Source organism: Azohydromonas lata NBRC 102462 (assembly GCF_001571085.1).
Taxonomy (GTDB): domain Bacteria; phylum Pseudomonadota; class Gammaproteobacteria; order Burkholderiales; family Burkholderiaceae_C; genus Azohydromonas; species Azohydromonas lata.
In genome coordinates this window covers 1-15,867 of record NZ_BCTC01000036.1, presented here as the reverse complement: position 1 = coordinate 15,867, position 15,867 = coordinate 1, and the positions used below count along the sequence as shown (strand labels likewise).

At 68.3% G+C, this 15,867-nt stretch carries 16 protein-coding genes and 1 pseudogene; 5 read left to right on the top strand and 12 right to left on the bottom strand.

Annotated features, from left to right (window positions below; translation table 11 throughout):
- Positions 1 to 175: 175 nt before the first annotated feature.
- The 4 genes from ALA01S_RS14275 to ALA01S_RS35335 form a co-directional block, all read right to left on the bottom strand.
- Positions 176 to 829: a NeuD/PglB/VioB family sugar acetyltransferase gene (locus ALA01S_RS14275; RefSeq protein WP_066337529.1), complete on the bottom strand. Its 654-nt coding sequence runs from the start codon at positions 827 to 829 to the stop codon at positions 176 to 178.
- 15 nt (positions 830 to 844) lie between these two features.
- Positions 845 to 1,984, bottom strand: coding sequence for a DegT/DnrJ/EryC1/StrS family aminotransferase (locus ALA01S_RS14270; protein ID WP_066337490.1), 1,140 nt, complete (start codon positions 1,982 to 1,984; stop codon positions 845 to 847).
- Positions 1,985 to 1,989: 5 nt separating this feature from the next.
- Positions 1,990 to 3,006: a Gfo/Idh/MocA family protein gene (locus tag ALA01S_RS14265; protein WP_066337488.1), complete on the bottom strand. Its 1,017-nt coding sequence runs from the start codon at positions 3,004 to 3,006 to the stop codon at positions 1,990 to 1,992.
- Between the two features lie 126 nt (positions 3,007 to 3,132).
- A complete protein-coding gene (locus ALA01S_RS35335; protein WP_066337487.1) occupies positions 3,133 to 3,618 on the bottom strand; it encodes an acyltransferase in 486 nt (161 codons plus the stop codon).
- Positions 3,619 to 4,180: 562 nt separating this feature from the next.
- Here ALA01S_RS35335 and ALA01S_RS14255 point away from each other — a divergent pair.
- Genes ALA01S_RS14255 through ALA01S_RS14245 form a run of 3 tightly spaced genes read left to right on the top strand, consistent with a single transcriptional unit; the run spans position 4,181 to position 7,234 of the window.
- On the top strand, positions 4,181 to 5,005 hold the full coding sequence (locus tag ALA01S_RS14255; protein ID WP_066337486.1) for a (Fe-S)-binding protein: 825 nt from the start codon (positions 4,181 to 4,183) through the stop codon (positions 5,003 to 5,005).
- A 19-nt stretch (positions 5,006 to 5,024) separates the two neighbouring features.
- Positions 5,025 to 5,744 (top strand): LutC/YkgG family protein, encoded by a 720-nt coding sequence (locus ALA01S_RS14250; protein ID WP_066337484.1) that lies wholly within the window; start codon positions 5,025 to 5,027, stop codon positions 5,742 to 5,744.
- On the top strand, positions 5,741 to 7,234 hold the full coding sequence (locus ALA01S_RS14245; RefSeq protein ID WP_157119003.1) for a LutB/LldF family L-lactate oxidation iron-sulfur protein: 1,494 nt from the start codon (positions 5,741 to 5,743) through the stop codon (positions 7,232 to 7,234). Before ALA01S_RS14250 ends, ALA01S_RS14245 begins: the two co-directional genes overlap by 4 nt.
- Positions 7,235 to 7,344: 110 nt before the next feature.
- On the opposite strand, the gene ALA01S_RS14240 is transcribed toward ALA01S_RS14245, so the two are convergent.
- Complete coding sequence (locus ALA01S_RS14240) at positions 7,345 to 7,662, bottom strand: HPF/RaiA family ribosome-associated protein (RefSeq protein ID WP_157119002.1); 318 nt, start codon at positions 7,660 to 7,662, stop codon at positions 7,345 to 7,347.
- 114 nt (positions 7,663 to 7,776) lie between these two features.
- Between ALA01S_RS14240 and nhaR the strand changes: the two genes are divergently transcribed.
- Entirely contained in the window at positions 7,777 to 8,718 is a 942-nt protein-coding gene (gene nhaR, locus ALA01S_RS14235; protein WP_066337482.1) for a transcriptional activator NhaR, read from the top strand.
- Positions 8,719 to 8,753: 35 nt separating this feature from the next.
- Here nhaR and ALA01S_RS14230 read toward each other — a convergent pair whose 3' ends face one another.
- The 7 genes from ALA01S_RS14230 to ALA01S_RS14200 form a co-directional block, all read right to left on the bottom strand.
- Positions 8,754 to 9,098: a Na+/H+ antiporter subunit G gene (locus tag ALA01S_RS14230; protein ID WP_066337481.1), complete on the bottom strand. Its 345-nt coding sequence runs from the start codon at positions 9,096 to 9,098 to the stop codon at positions 8,754 to 8,756.
- A 5-nt stretch (positions 9,099 to 9,103) separates the two neighbouring features.
- Complete coding sequence (locus tag ALA01S_RS14225; protein ID WP_169805922.1) at positions 9,104 to 9,385, bottom strand: K+/H+ antiporter subunit F; 282 nt, start codon at positions 9,383 to 9,385, stop codon at positions 9,104 to 9,106.
- Complete coding sequence (locus tag ALA01S_RS14220; protein ID WP_066337480.1) at positions 9,382 to 9,867, bottom strand: Na+/H+ antiporter subunit E; 486 nt, start codon at positions 9,865 to 9,867, stop codon at positions 9,382 to 9,384. The genes ALA01S_RS14225 and ALA01S_RS14220 overlap by 4 nt, the downstream gene beginning before the upstream one ends.
- Positions 9,864 to 11,477 (bottom strand): monovalent cation/H+ antiporter subunit D, encoded by a 1,614-nt coding sequence (locus tag ALA01S_RS14215; protein WP_066337478.1) that lies wholly within the window; start codon positions 11,475 to 11,477, stop codon positions 9,864 to 9,866. Before ALA01S_RS14215 ends, ALA01S_RS14220 begins: the two co-directional genes overlap by 4 nt.
- Positions 11,474 to 11,827: a Na+/H+ antiporter subunit C gene (locus tag ALA01S_RS14210; protein WP_218011473.1), complete on the bottom strand. Its 354-nt coding sequence runs from the start codon at positions 11,825 to 11,827 to the stop codon at positions 11,474 to 11,476. Before ALA01S_RS14210 ends, ALA01S_RS14215 begins: the two co-directional genes overlap by 4 nt.
- A gap of 8 nt (positions 11,828 to 11,835) precedes the next feature.
- Positions 11,836 to 14,643, bottom strand: coding sequence for a monovalent cation/H+ antiporter subunit A (locus ALA01S_RS14205; protein ID WP_066337475.1), 2,808 nt, complete (start codon positions 14,641 to 14,643; stop codon positions 11,836 to 11,838).
- Positions 14,644 to 14,804: 161 nt separating this feature from the next.
- The gene (locus tag ALA01S_RS14200; RefSeq protein ID WP_066337473.1) at positions 14,805 to 15,293 is read right to left on the bottom strand and encodes a tellurite resistance TerB family protein; all 489 of its coding nucleotides are present in this window, start codon (positions 15,291 to 15,293) and stop codon (positions 14,805 to 14,807) included.
- Between the two features lie 346 nt (positions 15,294 to 15,639).
- On the opposite strand from ALA01S_RS14200, the pseudogene ALA01S_RS14195 reads away from it, so the two are divergent.
- Positions 15,640 to 15,867, top strand: a pseudogene (locus ALA01S_RS14195) (BAX inhibitor (BI)-1/YccA family protein); the annotation flags it as partial.

Genomic DNA, 15,867 nt, shown 5'->3' with positions numbered 1-15,867 from the left:
AGTGCGGCCGCGGGGCACACCGCCGGGGCCGCCAAGCCGTCCGACCCGGCGGTGCAGGACCAAAAAAGGCCCGCCGGGCAGACGGCGCCGGCGGGCTCAAGAGAGGAACTTTGCGCTGCAGCGCGCGCCGGCGACTGTCGATGCCGGGTTCCCCGTGGGTGGAAAGCTCAAGCGTTCAGGCGTGCAGGCTCCTGGCCGGGTTACCGGCCACGCAGGTGCCGGCGGCGACGCTGCGTATGACGTTGCTGCCCAGCCCCAGCAGGCTGCCCGCGCCGACGTCCAGGCCGTTCATGATGCTGGTGCCGCTGCCGACGTAGCAGTTCTCGCCCAAGGTGACGCTGCCGGCGATGGTGACGTTGGAGCCTATGAGGCACCAGTCACCGATGCGCGCGTCGTGGTGGATGACGGTGTTGGGCAGCACCACCACGTGGTCGCCGATGACGGCGTTGCTGGTGATCACGACGCCGGCCATGATGAGCACGTTGCGCCCAATCGTGGCCAGCGGCGAGACGCGCGCGCTGGGGTGTATGACGGTGGCCAGCCGCTGCGGCGGCACGTCCAGCGCCTGCACCACCTGGCGGCGGGCCCGATAGGAGGCCGGGCCGCCGGGCACCGCCAGCACGCGGGCGTCGGGGAAACGCTGCAAGGCGTCGCGCCCCGTGACCAGACAGCCGTGGCGGTCATGCCCCTGCTTCTCAGGCGTGTCGTCCACGAAGGCCACGAGCCGCCAGGCATCGCCCAGGCAATCCAGCGCTTCGAGACCATTGCCGTTGTACGGGAAGATCAGCAGCGGCTGCGCCGAGGGCTCCGCGGTGGACTCGGTGGCCATCGTGATCACTCCTTTTCAGGCCACGGTGGCTGCGGGCGCATCGGCCGGCGCGTCCGCCGACGAGGCCAGGGCCAGCACCGCCTGCGCCACCTGCTCGCCTTGGGCTGCCGTCAGCTCGGGGAACATGGGCAGCGACAGCACCTCGCGCGCGGCGGCTTCCGCATGCGGGAACTGCCCGGCTTCGTAGCCCAGATCCGCGAAGGCAGGCAGCAGGTGCACCGGCGTGGGGTAGTGGATGCCCGTTTGAATGCCCTGGGCCAGCAGCGTGTCCTGCCAGGCCTGGCGGTGCTGCGTGCGGATGGCATAGAGGTGGTAGACGTGGCGCGCATCCGGGCGCACGTAAGGCGTGGGCACGTTGCTGTCGGCAAACCACTGGTCGTAGCGGGCGGCGGCGGCGCGACGGGCTTCCGTCCAGGCCTCCAGATATTTGAGCTTCACGCGCAGCACCGCACCCTGTATGCCTTCGAGGCGGAAGTTGTAGCCCTTGAGCACATGCTGGTACTTCTTCTCGGCGCCCCAGTCGCGCAGCATGCGGATGGTGCGGGTGAAGTCGGGGCTGTTGGTCACCACCATGCCGCCTTCGCCGTAGGCACCCAGGTTCTTGCCGGGATAGAAGCTGAAGCAGCCCATGTGGCCCATGCTGCCGGCGCGGCGTCCCTTGTACTCGGCGCCATGGGCTTGGCAGGCGTCCTCGATCACGACCAGGCCGCGCTTGCGGGCGATTTCCAGGATGGGGTCCATGTCGGCCGTCTGGCCGTACAGGTGCACCGGGATGATGGCCTTGGTCTTGTCGGTGATGGCCGCCTCGATGGCGTTGACGTCCATCGTGAAGGTCTTGGGATCGATGTCCACGAACACCGGCTTGGCGCCCGTGTAGTCGATGGCTGAGACCGTGGCCACGAAGGTGAAGGGCACGGTGATGACTTCATCGCCCGGGCCCACGCCGGCGGCGAGCAAGGCCAGGTGCAGCGCACTCGTGCCCGTGTTCACGCCTATGCCATGTTCGACCTGGCAATAGGCCGCGAATTCCTTTTCGAAGGCGGCGACCTCGCTGCCCAGCGTGAATTCGCAGCGCTCGATGACGCCCAGGATGGCTGCGTTGACTTCGTCCTTGATGGAACGGTATTGCGCCTTGAGATCGACAAAAGGAACCATGGTGTTCAGCCTCGCTTCGGGATGGTGACGGTGTCGCCGCGGCAACGCATGGAGCGGTTGGCGGCCTCGATCAGTTCAACGACGCGCACGCCCAAGCGTCCATCCGTCATGGGCGCGCGCTTGTTGTTGATGCAGTCAACGAAATGCTCGCTTTCGACCCGCAAGGCCTCGGACACCGCGAGCTTGGGTGCCCACATGTCACCGGTGCGGTAGCCGATGCGCATTTCGCGGATCTGGTGGGGGTCGTCGGTGAAACTCACACCCTTGTCATAGACCTTGATCTTTTCGCTGGGCTCCAGATCGTCGTAGGTGATCATCTTGTTGCTGCCGCCGATCAGGATTTGCCTGACCTTCACTGGCGCCAGCCAGCTCACGTTGGCGTGGGCAATGATTCCGGAGTCGTAGAACAGCGTGACGTAGGCCAGGTTTTCCGGCGTGCCGGGGAAGTGGTTCATGCCGCTGGCCGTCACGGCCACGGGATGCTCGCCAAGCAGGTAGTCCAAGATGGAAAAGTCGTGCACGGCGAGATCGGAAATCACGCTCACGTCGCGCTGGAAAAGTCCCAGATTCACGCGCACCGAGTCGTAGTAATAAATCTTGCCCAGCTCGCCAGCGCGAATGATTTCGCCCATCTTGCGCACCGCACCGGTGTAGATGAACGTGTGGTCGACGATCAGCGTGAGATTTCGCTTGTCCGCTTCCTCCACCAGGCGGCGCGCCTGTTCGGAAGTCTCCGTCATCGGCTTTTCCAGCCAAACGTGCTTGCCGGCCTTGAGTGCCGCCATGGCAAGGTCGTAATGCGTATTGACCGGCGTGGCGATGGCGATGGCATCAATGGACGTATCGTCCAACAGGTCTCTGAAATTGGTTGTCGTATTGCAGGCGTGGCGCTTGCGAACAATTTCCAGCTTGGCTTGGTCCAGGTCGGACACCGATGCGACATTGAGCCCTGGCGTTTCCGCAAAATTGCGGACCAGGTTGGGCCCCCAATACCCATACCCAATGACACCAATATTGATCATGTTGATTTCCCCGTCAGTGTGAACGATGACCCCAGATTGGACAGCGCATGCATGAGAACGCCATTCAGTTTGCCCAAGGGTTTGCAGTTGAAGCGGTTGACAACGAAATACTTGGTTTCGCCGTATTTATTTTTTCTTGACTTCGCGCGTGTCGCCGACGACGCGGGCCGGAACGCCCGCCACGATGGCATAGGGGCGTACGTCCTTGGTCACCACGGCTCCGGCCCCCACCAAGGCCCCTTCTCCAATGGTGATGCCCGCGACAATGGTGGCATTGCTGCCTATGGAGGCACCGCGCTTGATATAGGTGGGCTCGACTTTCCAGTCGGCTTCGGTCTGCAAACCGCCGTCAGGATTGGTGGCGCGGGGATATATGTCATTGGTAAACATGACCCCGTGGCCTATGAACACTTCTTCCTCGATATCCACGCCTTCGCAAACAAAGGTGTGGGAGGAAATTTTGCAGCGTGCGCCCACAGTGACATTCTTTTGTATTTCGACGAAGGCGCCTATTTTTGTTTCGTCGCCAATGCTACAGCCGTATAGATTTACCAGCGTTGGCTGGAATATTTGCACCTTTTGGCCAAGCTTGACGTTTTCGCTGATGGGCATGGACGTTTGCCTTTTGTTTGAGCACGTGCAAGCAGCAGCCGCACTGCAAAAGGCGGGCTGTTGAATGAAAATGCCAACGAATAATCACACAAGCCGAAACTTCAGTATCGTTTGGTTACGGCAGGTGTGCCCCTCAAATCCGGTATTGCTGGATCCCTCTCTGGAGCCTGCACGGGATGTGCAATAGCTCAGGACGCTCTGTTTTTCTCCCCGAGGTTTTGAACTGACAACCTCTGTGTGTGTGAATTTTTGTCCCGAAATCACATGCTGTGCGAACCCGCAAACAGGGGTTCCTGCAACAAGCTAGCGCCATCGTTTCAAAATAGATACGCAGCGAATAATGTTGCGACTTGTATCTACCGCCGAAATTTTGTCCAAACCCTTGGGACAGCGAGACGGTGGGCCATTGGCGGTATGGCAGCTCGCCGCTTCTACACTGGCGCCGGCTACCGCATTCCGGGGGGTGCAGTGCGCCAGGTCGCGGTCTTTGGGCAGCGGCCATGGGTTGTAAGCCGCAAGCGCGCCGAGAAACAGGCCGTTACGGCAATGAAGAGGGATTTCGATGTACAGCAGCACGCCGCCAGGGCAATCTCGACCGCAGCGGGTCTACTTCTTTTCCACTTGCCTGGTCGATGTGATGGCGCCACAGGCCGGGATGGATGCCATCGCGCTGCTGCGCGGCGCCGGCGTGGAAGTGGATTTCTCCCAGGCCCAGAGCTGCTGCGGGCAGCCGGCCTACACCAGCGGCTACACCGACGAGGCCCGCCGCGTGGCGCTGGCGCAGTTGGAGTTGTTCCCCGAGCCCTGGCCCATCGTCGTCCCGTCCGGCTCGTGCGCGGGAATGATGGTCCACCACTGGCCGCGCCTGTTTGCCGACGATGCGGCGCTGGCCGCGCGCGCCCAAGCCGTCGCGCAGCGGGTGGTGGAGTTCAGCGCCTTTGCGCGCGACGTGCTGGGCCTGGCCGAGGTGGCGCCCGCTGATGTTGCCGCCACCGCGCCTTTGAGCTTGAAAGTGGCGCTGCACACCTCCTGCTCGGCTCGACGCGAGATGGGCACGCATGAGCCCAGCCAGGCACTGCTGCGCGCGCTGCCGGGCGTGGAAATCGTCGAGCAGGCGCGCGTGGCCGAGTGCTGCGGCTTTGGCGGCACCTTCTCGGCGCGCCATCCCGCCATCTCCGGCGCCATGGTCCACGACAAGCTCAACAGCATCCGCGACTGCGGCGCCGACGTGCTGGTGAGCGCCGATTGCGGTTGCCTGCTCAACATGCACCACGCCGCCGAAAAACGCCGCGCCACGGGCGAGCGACTGCCGCGCTGCGTGCACCTGGCCAGCTTCGTACGCGAACGCCTGGGTGCTGACGATGCGGCCCAACAAGTCACGGATTGACGCGGCGGAGCAGCTGGCAATGAATTTTCCTGATACCCACGGCGCACGTGCCGCGATCCTGGGCGCGTTGCGCGCATCGGCGCCGGCCACGGCGCAGCCGGCGCCGGATTTGTCGCCTTACTTGGATGGCCCCTACGGGCGCGGCAGCCGCGGCCCTCGCGTGGACCCGGCCACGCTCATCGCACCTTTTGAAGCCGCCGCCAAGGGCTGGCGTGCCGAAGTGCTGCATGCCAATGAAACCGGCTGGCCGCGCGTCGTGAACCAGGCACTGGCGCAGCGCGGCTGCACGCGCGTGGCCGTGGGTGCGGCCAGCCCGCTGCAGCCGGGGCTGGACACCGCGTTGGACGGGCTGCACGTGCGCCGCTTCGACGCCCCGCTGCAGCAGTGGAAGGCCGAGCTGTTCGATGCCGTGGACGCCGGCATCACCGCCGCTGAAGCCGGCATTGCCGACACGGGCACGCTCATCCTGCGGCCCAACTCGGCCGAGCCGCGCACGCTGTCGCTGGTGCCGCCGCTGCACGTGGCGGTGCTGCACGCCAGCCGCCTCTACCCGGGCCTGCCGGCGGCCATGGCGGCCGTCACGTTGCAGCAAAGCGACATGCCCACCAACTTGCTGCTGGTCACCGGCCCATCCAAGACGGCCGACATACAGCAGGTGCTGGCCTTTGGCGCCCACGGGCCCAAGGAGTTGGTCATTGTCCTCGTCAACGATTTGCACGTCGCCAAGGAGCCGCAATGAGCGCCAGCCGCATGCCCGCCGACGCGCCCACCGCTGCTGCCGAAGCCCCCATGCACTTCGTGGACCCGCGTGCATTCAAAACCCGCACGCGCGAGGCCGTGGACGACGCCCACTTGCGCCGCAGTTTCAGAAGCGCGATGGACTTCCTGCAGGCCAAGCGCGCGTCCCATTTCGGTGACCACGCAAGCTTCGACGCGCTGCGCCACGTCGGCGAAGCCATTCGCCGCTACAGCCTGTCGAAGTTGCCGGACCTGCTGGAGCGGCTGGAGCAGCGCCTGACCGAGCGCGGCGTGAAGGTGCATTGGGCATCCACGCCGGACGAGGCCAACGCCATCTTCCTGGCGCTGGCGCGCGCACATGGCGCGGACCGGATGATCAAGGGCAAGTCCATGGTCAGCGAGGAGATCGAGCTGAACCACCGCATGGCCGAGCAGGGCGTGAGCTGCCTGGAGTCGGACATGGGCGAGTACATCGTCCAGCTCGCCGGCGAGCGGCCCAGCCACATCATCATGCCGGCCATTCACAAGACCAAGGAGCAGATCGCCGCGCTGTTCAGCGAGCGCATCCCCGAGACGCCTTACACCGAGGACGTGGACGAGCTCATCGCCATTGGCCGCCGTGTGCTGCGCAACGAGTTTCGCGACGCGAAGATCGGTGTTTCCGGCGTGAACTTCATGGTGGCCGACACCGGCACGCTGGTGCTGGTGGAAAACGAGGGCAACGGCCGCATGTGCACCACGGTGCCGGACGTGCACATCGCCATCACCGGCATAGAGAAGGTGGTGGAGCGCTGGGAGCACGTGCTGCCCCTCTTCAGCCTGCTCACGCGCTCGGCCACGGGGCAGGCGGTGACGACCTACTTCAATGCCATCAGCGGCCCGCGCCGCGAGGGAGAGCTGGACGGCCCGCGCGAGCAGCACCTGATCCTGCTGGACAACGGCCGCAGCCAGGCCTACCGCGATGCCGACTTCCGCCCGACGCTGCAGTGCATCCGCTGCGGCGCCTGCATGAACCACTGCCCGGTCTATGCGCGCATCGGCGGTCTGGCCTACGGCACCACCTATCCGGGCCCCATCGGCTCCATCATCTCGCCGCATCTGCTGGGCCTGGAGCCGACGCAGGACCTGCCCACCGCCAGCAGCCTGTGCGGTGCCTGCGCCGAGGTGTGCCCGGTGGGCATCCCGATTCCGGAGTTGCTCATGCAACTGCGCCACGCCGCCAAGCACGAGCCGCACGCCGGCCACGCGCCGCTGGCCGGCCAGGCCAGCGCCAAGGACTGGAAGGAAGCGCTCGCCTGGAAAACCTGGGCCTGGCTCAACGAGCACCCGCTCGTCTACGGCAGCGCAGTGCGCGCCAGTGGGCGGCTGCGTGCCCTGGTGCCGGGTTGGCAAGGCGGCTGGACGGCGCACCGCACGCCCATGCGTCCGGCGGCCCAAAGCCTGCGCGAGCGGCTGGCACAGGAAAAGCGGGGAAAGAAGTCCGGCGGTTGAGCCTGGACAGTCACTGCCGCGGTGGCGCCGCTTGGCAAGCGCCGCGCCGTCAACTCAAGATGAGCGGCCAAGCGTCTTGCGCGCCCAACTTGATGTCCAATTCAAAGCGCTCAAGCCGCCAGCGCCGCTGGCCTAGCACCAGCCAAGCGCTCCATCGCCATGCGGGCAGCTCGGTCCACGGCGCGGTCAATGGCTTCGTACAGGTCTTTGCCGATGTCCACCACGGTGGTGACGCCGGCATGCGCCAGTTTCAGCTGGATCTTGCAGTAGCCGTCTTGCTGGCCGCGGCGGCTGCGCGTGTCGCCCACGCGCACGTCGATGCTCTCCACTTGGTGCTCGCGCGCGCGCAGCACGTACTGGATGCGACGGCGGGCGTGGTCCGCCAGCGCGGCGGCGCGGGCACAGGCGGCATGCACTCGGATTTCCATTCAGCAGGCTCAACAGGGAAGTCAATGGTGATGGAGAGACTCTACAGAGCGGAAAAGTTCACGTAAATCCGATTAAACCGGGCTTGCATGTAGGAAAAGTCTGATGATGGATTCATGAACTACAAGCACCTCCACTACTTCCTGCAGGTGGCCGAGGCGGGCAGCGTGGCCCGCGCCAGCGAGCTGCTGCACCTGACGCCGCAGACGGTCAGCGGCCAGATCCAGCTTCTGGAAGACCGCTTGGGCAGTCCGCTGTTCGCGCGCAGCGGGCGCCGGCTCGTGCTCACCGACACCGGGCGCATGGTGCTGGACTACGCCAAGGACATCTTCGCCATGGGCGCGGAGCTGGAAGCCGCGGTGCGCGAGCGCACCACGCGCGGGCGGGCGCTGGAATTCCGCGTGGGCGTGGCCGACGCCGTGCCCAAGGCCATCGCCTACCACCTGGTGGAGCCGGCCTTCGCGGTGGAGGATGTGCGCATCGTCTGCCGGGAGTGGAAGCTGGAGCAGTTGCTGGCGGAGCTCGCGCTGCACAAGCTGGACCTCGTCATCGCCGACGCCCCCATTCCTTCGTCGGTGAGCGTGCGCGCCTTCAGCCACCGCTTGGGCAGCTCAGGCCTGCAGTTCTTCGCCTCGGCGGCGCTGCGCTTGAAACACGCGGGCGACTTTCCGGGCTGCCTGGACGGCGCCCCGGTGCTCATGCCGGGCGAAGACTCCGCCGTGGGCCAGCGGCTGCGGGCGTGGTTCCAGAGCCAGGGTGTGCGCCCGCGCGTGGTGGGCGAGTTCGATGACAGCGCGCTCATCCAGGAGTTCGGCCGCCGCAGCATTGGTTTTTTTGCCGCGCCGGGAGTGATCGCCGACGAGGTGGAAGCCCAGTTCGGTGTGCAGCGCGTGGGGGTGGCCGAAGGCGTGGAAGAGGATTTCTTTGCCATCTCCGTCGAGCGCCGCATCACCCATCCCTGCGTGGTGGCCATCACCCAGACCGCGCGCAACGAGTTTTTCCAGGCTGCCGACCAGGCCGACGCCATGGCGCCGGCGCGCCGGCGCCAGGCGGCTTGAACGGCAGGCGGCCGGCCCGCTCTGGGGCTGCGCGTTCAGTCCCTGTCCAGCGGCTGCGGCAGAACGGCCTTTGACGCCACTTGCAGGTGCAGCGCCGCCAGCGCCATGAGCTGGGCCGACACCGGCGCGGTGATGAAAAGGAACAGGGCAATGAGCAGCTCGTGCAGCGCCGGCTGCCCCCGCGCCCAACCGAGCACCATGCTGGCCAGCAACACGCCGCCCACGCCCAAGGTCGTGGCCTTGGTAGGCGCGTGCAGCCGCATGAAGAAGTCGCCAAAGCGCAGCAGGCCCAGCGCGCCCACCAAGGTAAAACCGCCGCCCAGCACCAGCAGCGCGGCAGCCAGCCATTGAGCCCACAAGGGCAGATCCAGCGTCGCCATCGCCATCACTCCATCACGTCGCCGCGGGTGACGAAGCGCGCCAGCGCCACCGTCGAAACGAAGCCCAGCAGCGCCACGATGAGCGCGGCCTCGAAGGCCAGCGCCGAGCCCGCCTGGAGGCCGTAGAGCACGGCCAGCGCCACCGCGTTGATGGTGAGCGTGTCCAGCGCCAGGATGCGGTCCGGCAGCGTCGGCCCGCGCAACAGGCGCCAGCCGCAGGCCAGCATGGCCAGCGCCACGGCGGCGAGGGCGATGTTCAGCGCCCAGTCCAGCACGTTCAGACTCATTCGAAGATCTCCCGCAGCGGCGCCTCGTAGCGCGCCTGGATGTCTGCAGCCAACGCCGGCGCGTCCAAGCAGTCCAGCGCGTGCACCAGCAATTCGCCCCGCGCCTCGTCCACCACGCAGGACACCGTGCCCGGCGTCATGGTCACCATGCCGGCCAGCAGCGACAGCCCGCCCGGATGGCGCAGCCGCAGCGGCACGCGCACCCAGGCCGGCTTGGGCCGCGCGCGAGGCGACAGCGCCAGCCGCGCCACCGTCACGTTGGCCACCACGATGTCCCACAGCAGCACCGCGGCCAGGCGCAGCGCCACGGTCCAGCGCCGCAGGCGCAGCGGCTCGCCCAGGAAGCCGTGCAGCAGCCGCGGGACGAGCAGCGCCAGCGCCGCGGCCGTGAGCAGTTGCGGCAACGCCAGGCTTTGCTGCAACAGCAGCCACACGGCCGCCAGCAGCGCGGAGAGCACGGGGTGCGGCAGCCAGCGCTTCATGGTTGGGCTCCTTCCACCCGCCCGGTGTAGGGCCGCGTGCTGTGCGGCTGCGCGCCGCCGGCTTGCGGCAGCACGGCCTGTGCGTAGCCGGCCACGTCCACCAGTTGCTCGGCCGCCGCGCGCGCGTAGCGCTGCACCGGTGCCGCCGCCACGCTCAAGGCCACGCCCGCCGCGGCCAGCAGCAGCACGGCCGCCAGCGCCGCGCCCGGCAACGGGAACGGCGGTGACGGCCGGGCAGGCGCGGGCGGCTCCTGCGCCTGCCAGAACAGCACGCTGCCGGCGCGGGCCAGCGCGATCAGCGCCCCTGAGCCCATGAGCAGCAGCACGGCCCACACCGCCGCGGCGGCCGGGTGGCCGGCAGCGGCCTGCAGCAGGAGCACCTTGCCCAGGAAGCCCGGCAGCGGCGGCAAGCCGGCAATGGACACCGCACCCAACAGGAACAGCCCGCCGAGCCAGGCCGGCTGCCGCACGGCGGGCACAGGCTCCAGCGCGTCGCCCGCCTCGCCGCGGCGCTGTCCCACCACGTCGGCCAGCAGGAACAGCAGCGCCACCACCAGCGTGCTGCCCGGCAGGTAGAACAGCGCCGCGCCCCAGGCCGCGGCACCGTGGAGGCCCAGCCCGGCCAGGACGGTCCCCACCGACGCCACGTTGAGCCACGCCACCAGCCGCGCCAGCGTGCGCGCCGCCATCGCGCCCGCCACGCCCAGCAGGCAGCTCAGCAGCGCCAGGGGCAGCAGCAGCGGCTGCGCCAGGGCATGGGCACCACTCGCGCCGCTTGCGCCGTCCGCACCGGCGCCGAAGGCCACGCCGTGCACACGCCAGATCGCGTACACGCCCACCTTGGTCATGAGCGCGAACAGCGCCGCCACCGGCGCGCCGGCGGCCGAGTAGGTGGCCGGCAGCCACAGCGACAGTGGCACCAGCGCCGCCTTGAACGCGAACACCACCAGCAGCAGCAGCGCGCCCGCCTGCAGCAGCCGCGCGTCGGTGCCCGCCACCTGCGGCGCGCGCAGCGCCAGGTCGGCCAGGTTGAGCGTGCCCGCGGCGGCATAGACCAGCGCCAGGCCCAGCAGGAACAGGGCCGAAGCCGCCAGGTTGAGCACCACGTAGTGCAGCCCGGCGCGCAGCCGCTCGCGCCCAAGGCCGTGCAGCATGAGCACGTAGCTGGCGATGAGCAGCACCTCGAAGAACACGAAGAGGTTGAACAGGTCGCCCGTGACGAAGGCGCCGTTGAGCCCCATGAGCTGGAACTGGAACAGGGCGTGGAAGTGGCGCCCGCGCGCGTCCCAGGCCGGCGCACCCGCCGTGGCGGCGTAAAGCACAACGGGCAGCGCCACGGCGGAGGTGAGCAGCACCATCAGCGCCGAGAGCCGGTCCGCCACCAGCGCGATGCCGAAGGGCGCGGGCCAGTCGCCCAAGCGGTACACCAGCAGCGCGCCGCCGTCGGCCTGCCGCAGCAGCGCCAGCGCCAGCAGCAGCCCAAGCGCGGTGGACGACAGCGAGAGTGAGCGCGAGGCACGCCGTCGCGCATCGCCCAGCGCCAGCAGCGCGACGGCGGTGGCCGCGGGCAGCAGCACGGGCAGGATGGGCAGGTGGGCCGTCCAGCTCATGGCCGCTCCTTGCGCTCGGCGCCGACGCCGGGCTCCCGCCCGTCCACATGGTCGCTGCCGTTGTCGTGGCGGCTGCGCAGCGCCAGCTCGATCACGAACCCCGTGGTGGCAAAGCCGATGACGATGGCCGTGAGCACCAGCGCCTGCGGCAGCGGGTCGGCAACGGAGCCGGCGCCTTGCAGGATGGGCGCCGCGTCGCGCCACAGCCGCCCGCTCGCAAAGATGAAAAGGTTCACCGCGTAGCCCAGCAGCGTCAGGCCCAGCACCACCGTGAAACTGCGCCCGCGCAGCAGCAGCCACAGGCCGCAGCAGGTGATCCAGCCTATGCCGCTGGCCAGCAGGAATTCCATGGAGACGTTCATGGCGTGCGCTCCCGGCTGGCCGCACCCAGCACGGACAGGGTCAGCAGCGTCGCGCCGACCACGGTGACGTAGACGCCCAGGTCGAAGAGCGAAGCAGTGGCCAGGGGCAGCTCGCCCAGCAGCGGCACGTGCGGATGGCCGTGGGCGCTGGTGAGGAAGGGCGCTCCCAAAACCAAGGCGCCCGCGCCCGTGAGCCCGGCGATGGCCAGGCCCAGGGCGATCCATCGCACGTAGCGCGCACCGCCCGCGGCCCCCAACAGCGCTTCGGCACGCGCCTGGCCACGCGCCATGTACTGCAGCACCAGCGCCACCGCCGTCACCAGTCCCGCAACAAAGCCGCCGCCGGGCAGGTTGTGGCCACGCCAGAAGAGATACACGCTCACCACCAAGGCCAGCGGCAGCACCAGCCGCGCGGCGCTGCGCAGCAGCAGCGGGGGGTGACTGAAACTCCAGGCGCGGCCTGCGGCGTCCTTGGGCGGGCGTTGAACATGGAAACCCTGGAGCAGCGCCAGCACGCCCACGGCGGCCACGGCCAGCACGGTGATCTCACCCCAGGTGTCGTAGCCGCGGAAGTCCACCAGGATGACGTTCACCGCATTGGTGCCGCCGCCGCCAGGCACGGCCTGGGCCAGGAAATACCAGGCGATGGAGGCGTGGTCGCGCGTGAGCATCAGCCAGGCCAGCAGGCCCACGCCCAAACCCCCGGTGCCGGCCAGCACGGCGTCGCGCAGCTGCCGCGCCCGGCCGGACTCGCGCGGCGACCAGCGCGGCAGCAGCGCCAGCCCCATGAGCAGCAGCACGGTGGAAACGAGCTCCACGGCGAGTTGCGTCAGCGCGAGGTCCGGCGCCGACAGGGCGAGAAAGGCCAGCGCCGTCACCAGGCCGATCACGCCCACCAGCACCACGGCCAGCAGCCGGTCGCGGTGGCCACGCAGCAGGGCGGCGCCCGCGGCGATGAGCAGCAGCCACGCCACGAGGGCCGGCAGCGGCGCGTCCAGGCGAGGGCGCGAGCCGGCTGAGACGCCTTCAGCCGCCAGGAAAGGCAACGCCGCCAGGACGATGGCCGAGCCCATCAGCCAGGCCACGTAGCGCTGCAGCGAGCCGTTTTCGAGCCGAGCGATCAGCCAGGCGCAGGCGGCGAAAAGCCGCTCCATCACGCGCGTGAACACCAGCCGCCCGGTCCAGCCGCGCGGGTGGTTCAGGTGCAGGTCGAACCGGCGCAGCAGCAGGAAATACAGGAGCACGCCGCCGGCCAGCGCGATGCCGCTCATGAGCAGCGGCAGATTGAAGCCGTGCCAGAGGGTCAGGTGGAATTCGGGGGGCGGCGCGCCCAGCACCGCGGCGGCCGCGACCTGCACCAGCGGTGCCAGCAGTCCCGGCCACACGCCCACCAGCACGCACACCGCCACCAGCAGCGCCACGGGCAGCTTCATGAACAGCGGCGGCTCGTGCGGGTGCGGATTCGGCAGCTCCTTGGGCGGGCCGTTGAAGAACACGTCGTGGACGAAGCGCAGCGAATAGGCCACCGAGCAGACGCCACCCAGGGTGGCCGCCAGCGGCACCAGCAGCCCCCAGCCGGGCAGGGCGGCCAGGTCGGCGGCCTCGGCAAAGAACATCTCCTTGGAAATGAAGCCGTTGGCCAGCGGCACGCCGGCCATGGCGGCGGCAGCGACCATGGCCAGCGTGGCGGTCCAGGGCAGCAGCGGCAGCAGGCCGCCCAAGCGGCGCATGTCGCGGGTGCCGGTCTCGTGGTCGATGATCCCGGCGGTCATGAAGAGCGATGCCTTGAACGTGGCGTGGTTGAGCACGTGGAACACGGCCGCCACGGCGGAGAGCGGGCTGCTCAGGCCGATGAGAAAGGTGATCAGCCCCAGGTGGCTGATGGTGGAGTAGGCCAGCAGCCCCTTGAGGTCGTGCCGGAACACGGCGACGTAGGCGGCAAACACCATGGTCAGCAGCCCAATGGCCGCCACGGTGGCCTCGAACAGCAGCGTGCCGCCCAACGCCGGGTACAACCGCATGAGCAGGAAGATGCCGGCCTTGACCATGGTGGCCGAGTGCAGATAGGCCGACACGGGCGTGGGCGCCGCCATGGCCTCGGGGAGCCAGAAGTGAAACGGCCACTGCGCGCTCTTGGTGAAGCAGCCCAGCAGGATGAGCGCCAGCGCCAGCGGGTAGCGCGCGTCGCCCACGATCACGTCGCGCCGCGCCGCCAGCTCCGAAATTTCATACGTGCCCGCCATCTGGCCCAGCAGGACGACGCCGGCCAGCAGCGCCAGCCCACCCGCGCCGGTGACGGTGAGCGCCATGCGCGCCCCGGCACGAGCCTCGGCGCGCTGCCGCCAGTAGCCCACCAGCAAGAAGGACGACAGGCTGGTCAACTCCCAGAACACCACCAGCAGCAGCAGGTTGTCCGCCAGCACCACGCCCAACATGGCCGCCATGAAGAACATGAGCAGCGCGTAGAGCTTGCCCGGCGGGTCCTGCGCCGAGAGGTAGTAGGCCGCGTAGAGGATGACCAGCAGCCCCATGCCCGTGATGAGCGCGCCGAACATCAGCGCCAGACCATCCAGGCGCAGGCTGAGGTTCAGGCCCAGCGCCGGCACCCAGGGCCATTGCCAGCGTGGCGCAGCGCCGCCGAACACGGCGCCGGCCTGGGACAGCAGCAGCGCCAGCGCGGCGGCGGTGAGCGTCGCCGCCAGCCAAGCCGCGCGCCCCTTGCCCGCGGCGGAAGTGGGGCCGGCCCAAGCGCACAAGGGCCCCAGCAGCAGGGGCAGGACGATGGCCAGGGGCAGGGCATGCATGGCTGGTTTTTGTGGTTATGGACGGCTGCGTAGGCCGGACGGCCCGCATGCCGCGGGCCAGTTTCGTCTGCCGGGCGCCGTTGGGCGCGAAAAAGTCCGGCGGGTGAGTGCGCTTGCGCCCGCAAGCCGCGGGCGCAAGCGCAGCGGGAAGGCCGGCGCCGTCAGGCCGGCGCAGCGGCCGCGCGGCGCGGCAGCACCTGGAAGTCCAGGCCGTAGAGCAGGGGCTCCACGTCGGACTGCGCCTGCTGGGGCAGCTCCCACTGCGCCAGCATGCCGCGCAGGACGAAGGACTCGCCGGCATCGACGTGGCCGTCGGCGTCAATCACGGCGGCGGCCAGGCGCATGACACGCTGCTGCAACGCCGGGTCGTCGATGTCGCAGAGCCAGCGCCGCAGCGTGTGGGCGTCCACCAGGCAGTTGCCGGCCTCGTTGGTGCAGGCCAGCAGCTCCTGGCAGAGCTCGCGCAGCACCCCGTGCCAGTCCTGTTCGGCCAGGCCCAGCTCCTCGCGGGCGTGCAGCTCGTGCAGCGCGCTCCACTCCTGCGGCTTGATCTCGCCGTTGGCGATCAGCGCCAGCGCCACCAGGCGGGCGGCGGCCTGCGGGCTGTTGGACGCGGGAGCGCGGGTCGCGTTGATGTCGTCGTGCGGCATTGTGCTGTCCCTTTCATGGTTGCTTGAGGCGCTTGAGGCGCTTGGACCGCGGCACGGTTGCCGCGGCCCAAGCAATGTAGGCAACCGCTGCCTTCAGGTAAATTCGAATGTTTTATACTGAAAACTCGAAAAAACCTGATCAATCGGGTCAGCTGCCCCGTTTTGTGCGCAGCTTGGAGGACCACCGGTGCGCCCAGGGCAGGCAGTTTGGTGATACACAGGTTTTTTCGATCAAATCCATCGCAACCTTCTGATTGTTTCGATGGATGAGCGTCCTTAGATTACGTATGGCCGCCACGGTCCGCAGCCCTCGCTGCGGGGCGGCCAGCGAGTCTTGGGAGCTTCTATGAACCTTCAGCACATCGACATCAACGCCCGCGCCGCCTCGTCGTCGGCCGTGGCTGCGCAGCAGCAGCGCGTGCTGCGCAACACGTACTGGTTGCTCGCGCTGTCCATGGTGCCGACGGTGGCCGGCGCGTGGCTGGGCATCGCCACGGGCTTGTCCAGCGCGATGTCGCCCATGGTGGGGCTGGTGGTGTTCCTGGCGGGCGCCTTCGGCTTCATGTTCGCCATC

Excerpts from the sequence above, each read along its gene's own strand:
- ALA01S_RS14230 (WP_066337481.1), bottom strand. The coding sequence starts at position 9,098 with ATGGCGACGCTGGATCTGCCCTTGTGGGCTCAATGGCTGGCTGCCGCG.
- ALA01S_RS14240 (WP_157119002.1), bottom strand. The coding sequence starts at position 7,662 with ATGGAAATCCGAGTGCATGCCGCCTGTGCCCGCGCCGCCGCGCTGGCG.
- ALA01S_RS35335 (WP_066337487.1), bottom strand. The coding sequence starts at position 3,618 with ATGCCCATCAGCGAAAACGTCAAGCTTGGCCAAAAGGTGCAAATATTC.
- ALA01S_RS14210 (WP_218011473.1), bottom strand. The coding sequence starts at position 11,827 with ATGGAATTCCTGCTGGCCAGCGGCATAGGCTGGATCACCTGCTGCGGC.
- nhaR (WP_066337482.1), top strand. The coding sequence starts at position 7,777 with ATGAACTACAAGCACCTCCACTACTTCCTGCAGGTGGCCGAGGCGGGC.
- ALA01S_RS14220 (WP_066337480.1), bottom strand. The coding sequence starts at position 9,867 with ATGAAGCGCTGGCTGCCGCACCCCGTGCTCTCCGCGCTGCTGGCGGCC.
- ALA01S_RS14225 (WP_169805922.1), bottom strand. The coding sequence starts at position 9,385 with ATGAGTCTGAACGTGCTGGACTGGGCGCTGAACATCGCCCTCGCCGCC.
- ALA01S_RS14215 (WP_066337478.1), bottom strand. The coding sequence starts at position 11,477 with ATGAGCTGGACGGCCCACCTGCCCATCCTGCCCGTGCTGCTGCCCGCG.
- ALA01S_RS14250 (WP_066337484.1), top strand. The coding sequence starts at position 5,025 with ATGAATTTTCCTGATACCCACGGCGCACGTGCCGCGATCCTGGGCGCG.
- ALA01S_RS14200 (WP_066337473.1), bottom strand. The coding sequence starts at position 15,293 with ATGCCGCACGACGACATCAACGCGACCCGCGCTCCCGCGTCCAACAGC.
- ALA01S_RS14245 (WP_157119003.1), top strand. The coding sequence starts at position 5,741 with ATGAGCGCCAGCCGCATGCCCGCCGACGCGCCCACCGCTGCTGCCGAA.
- ALA01S_RS14205 (WP_066337475.1), bottom strand. The coding sequence starts at position 14,643 with ATGCATGCCCTGCCCCTGGCCATCGTCCTGCCCCTGCTGCTGGGGCCC.
- ALA01S_RS14275 (WP_066337529.1), bottom strand. The coding sequence starts at position 829 with ATGGCCACCGAGTCCACCGCGGAGCCCTCGGCGCAGCCGCTGCTGATC.
- ALA01S_RS14270 (WP_066337490.1), bottom strand. The coding sequence starts at position 1,984 with ATGGTTCCTTTTGTCGATCTCAAGGCGCAATACCGTTCCATCAAGGAC.
- ALA01S_RS14265 (WP_066337488.1), bottom strand. The coding sequence starts at position 3,006 with ATGATCAATATTGGTGTCATTGGGTATGGGTATTGGGGGCCCAACCTG.
- ALA01S_RS14255 (WP_066337486.1), top strand. The coding sequence starts at position 4,181 with ATGTACAGCAGCACGCCGCCAGGGCAATCTCGACCGCAGCGGGTCTAC.